At 73.1% G+C, this 3,744-nt stretch carries 3 protein-coding genes; all 3 read left to right on the top strand.

What is annotated here, in order from left to right; genetic code table 11:
- On the top strand, positions 1 to 721 hold a 721-nt coding region (locus AOK08_RS31255), incomplete at its 5' end, for a (2Fe-2S)-binding protein (RefSeq protein ID WP_157876871.1).
- Positions 718 to 3,030, top strand: a complete 2,313-nt coding sequence (locus AOK08_RS31250) for a xanthine dehydrogenase family protein molybdopterin-binding subunit (RefSeq protein ID WP_055532331.1) — start codon at positions 718 to 720, stop codon at positions 3,028 to 3,030. The genes AOK08_RS31255 and AOK08_RS31250, both read left to right, overlap by 4 nt.
- Entirely contained in the window at positions 3,027 to 3,245 is a 219-nt protein-coding gene (locus AOK08_RS46090) for a hypothetical protein (RefSeq protein WP_157876870.1), read from the top strand. Before AOK08_RS31250 ends, AOK08_RS46090 begins: the two co-directional genes overlap by 4 nt.
- Positions 3,246 to 3,744: the final 499 nt, after the last annotated feature.

Below are 3,744 nucleotides of genomic sequence, written 5' to 3'. Positions count from 1 at the left end.
GCCCGGCACGGCCGCCCAGGCCGACCCGGCCGCCCCGGCCGACGACCACGCCCTCGGACTGCCCGGCGAGGAACATCCCCTCGCCTCCTACGTCCTGCGCGTCAACGGCTCCGACCGGCCCGTCCCCGACGCCTGGATCGGCGAGTCGCTGCTGTACGTACTGCGCGAGCGCCTCGGCCTCGCCGGCGCCAAGGACGGCTGCTCCCAGGGCGAGTGCGGGGCCTGCAACGTGCAGGTGGACGGACGGCTCGTCGCCTCCTGCCTGGTGCCCGCGGTCACCGCCGCCGGCAGCGAGGTGCGCACCGTGGAGGGCCTCGCCACCGACGGACAGCTCTCGGACGTACAGCGGGCACTCGCCAGGTGCGGTGCCGTGCAGTGCGGATTCTGCGTCCCCGGGATGGCGATGACCGTGCATGACCTCCTGGAGGGCAACCCCGCCCCGACCGAACTGGAGACGCGCCAGGCCCTGTGCGGCAACCTGTGCCGCTGCTCCGGCTATCGGGGCGTCCTGGAGGCGGTCCGCGAGGTCGTCGCCGAACGCGAGGCGCACGCCGCCGACGCCGAGGGCGAGGACGGCGAGGCACGCATCCCGCACCAGGCCGGACCGGGCGGGGGCGGCGTCAACGCCTCCGCGTTCGACGCCCCGGGCTTCGAACCCGCCCGCAACCACGACTCGCACGCGTACGACCAGACCCACGGCCAGGACGGAGGCCAGACGTGAGCAACGAGACCGTCACCGCGACCACGGCCGCGGCGTCCGCCCCCGACGCGGAGGCGCTCCCGCACGGCCTCGGCGTGTCGCTGCCCACCGCCGACGCGCGCGCGAAGACCGAGGGCACCTTCCCGTACGCGGCCGACCTGTGGGCCGAGGGCCTGCTGTGGGCCGCCGTACTGCGCTCACCGCACCCGCACGCGCGCATCGTCTCCATCGACACCGCCCACGCGCGCGAGATGCCCGGCGTACGGGCCGTCGTCACGCACGAGGACGTGCTCGGGGCCGAACTGCACGGCCGTGGCCGGCCCGACCGCCCGATGTTCGCCTCAGAAGTCGTACGCCACCACGGGGAGCCCATCGCCGCGGTCGCCGCCGACCACCCGGACACCGCGCGCATGGCGGCGGCGGCCATCATGGTCGAGTACGAAGTACTCGACCCGGTGACCGACCCCGAACATGCCTTCGAGGCCGAACCGCTGCACCCCGACGGCAACCTGATCCGGCACATCCCGCTGCGACACGGCGACCCGGACGCGATCGGCGAGGTCGTCGTGGAGGGCCTCTACCGGATCGGCCGCCAGGACCCGGCCCCCATCGGCGCCGAGGCGGGCCTCGCCGTACCGCGCCCCGACGGCGGCGTGGAGCTGTACCTCGCCTCCACGGACCCGCACGCGGACCGCGACGCCGCCGCCGCCTGCTACGGCCTGGAACCGGAGCGCGTCAAGGTCGTCGTCACGGGAGTCCCCGGCGCCACCGCCGACCGCGAGGACCAGGGCTTCCAGCTCCCGCTGGGCCTGCTGGCGCTGAAAACGGGCTGCCCGGTGAAGCTGACGGCGACCCGCGAGGAGTCCTTCCTGGGCCACGTACACCGGCACCCCACCCTCCTCCGCTACCGCCACCACGCCGACACCGAAGGCCGGCTGGTCAAGGTCGAGGCACAGATCCTGCTCGACGCGGGCGCCTACGCGGACACCTCGGGGGAGGCCCTCGCGGCGGCCGTCTCCTTCGCCTGCGGCCCGTACGTCGTCCCCAACGCCTTCATCGAGGGCTGGGCCGTACGCACCAACAACCCCCCCTCCGGCCATGTGCGCGGCGAGGGCGCGATGCAGGTCTGCGCGGCCTACGAGGCCCAGATGGACAAGCTGGCCAAGAAGCTGGCCGTCGACCCGGCGGAGCTGCGCCTGCGCAACGCGATGGCCACGGGAGACGTCCTGCCGACCGGCCAGGCCGTCACCTGCCCGGCCCCGGTCGCCGAACTCCTCCAGGCGGTACGGGACTTCCCGCTCCCGGCGCTCCCCAAGGACACCCCCGAGGACGAGTGGCTGCTCCCGGGCGGCCCCGAGGGCGCGGGCGAACCGGGCGCCGTGCGCCGGGGCGTCGGCTACGGCCTGGGCATGGTCCACATGCTCGGCGCCGAGGGCGCGGACGAGGTCTCGACGGCCACGGTGAAGGTCCACGACGGCATCGCCACGGTCCTGTGCGCGGCCGTGGAGACAGGCCAGGGCTTCACCACGCTGGCCCGCCAGATCGTCCAGGAGACGCTGGGCATCGACGAGGTCCATGTGGCCCCCGTCGACACCGACCAGCCCCCGGCAGGACCGGGCGCCCGAGGCCGTCACACCTGGGTCTCCGGCGGCGCGGTGGAACGGGCCGCGAAAATGGTCCGTACCCAGCTCCTCCAGCCCCTTGCACACAAGTTTGGCATGTCCACTGAGCTGCTCCAGATCACCGACGGCAAGATCACCTCGTACGACGGTGTCCTGTCGACCACGGTCACGGAGGCGATGGACGGCAAGGAACTCTGGGCCACGGCCCAGTGCCGCCCGCACCCCACGGAGCCCCTGGACGAGTCGGGCCAGGGCGACGCCTTCGTGGGCCTGGCCTTCTGCGCGATCCGCGCGGTCGTGGACGTCGACATCGAGCTCGGCTCGGTACGAGTGGTGGAACTGGCGCTGGCCCAGGACGTGGGCCGAGTCCTGAACCCCGCTCAACTGGCGGCCCGTATCGAGGCGGGCGTGACGCAGGGCGTGGGCATCGCCCTCACGGAGAACCTGCGCTCCGCGCGCGGGCTGATCCGCCACCCCGACCTCACCGGCTACGCCCTCCCGACCGCTCTGGACGCCCCGGACATCCGCATCGTCAAACTGGTCGAGGAACGGGACGTGGTCGCCCCCTTCGGCGCGAAGGCGGCGAGCGCGGTACCGGTGGTGACGTCCCCGGCGGCCATCGCCTCGGCGGTACGCGCGGCGACGGGCCGCCCGGTCAACCGCCTCCCGATCCGCCCGCAGGCAGCGGTGGTGACGACGACGCCATGACGAATCCAGACCCTGAAGCGACCCCGACCCCGACCTCGACCCCGGAAGTGAACGCGGAAGTGAACCCGAACCAGGCTGCGACTCCTGCTCCTGCTCCCACTCCGGAGGAGCCGCGCTACGAGCCCGGGCCGACGCCGGGCAAGGTGCTGGCGTGGGTGGTGCTGTTCCTGGTGGCGGCGGTCGTGGTGGTCGCGGGTGGCGTGTACTTCGGCTGAGAGTGATTGAGGACGACTGAGGTTGGCAGCAAGACGGTCGGTTGGGGCTGCGCCCCAGCTCAGGGGCCGTTGTCAGTGGTGGCGCGTAGTGTTCTGGGCAGTGGGAGGGCCTGCCGGGCAGCGGACGTTTTCGACGTCGCGCCCGGGGGACCGTGAACAACCATGCGCGGGGGAAGCCATGAGTACGACGATCACTCTGACCAGGGACGATTCACTGACGCGCGTGGGACTGCCGGCGGGCAAGGGCCAGTTGCGATTCGGCGCACTGCGCACCGAGGTCTTGCGCACCACCGCTTTGCGGACGGTGGTGAATCCGGCGGGGGAGACGCCAGCGACCCGCCTCCCGCGCCACCGCCCCGCCCCGATGACCCCGCGCCCGCCGGATTCACCACCGTCCGCAAAGCGGTGGTGCGCAAGACCTCGGTGCGCAGTGCGCCGAATCGCAACTGGCCCTCGCCCGCCGGCAGTCCCACCCGCGCCAGTGAATCGTCCCTGGTCA

This window comes from Streptomyces graminilatus, from assembly GCF_001418565.1.
Lineage (GTDB): Bacteria > Actinomycetota > Actinomycetes > Streptomycetales > Streptomycetaceae > Streptomyces > Streptomyces graminilatus.
This window is presented reverse-complemented; position numbering and strand designations above follow the sequence as displayed.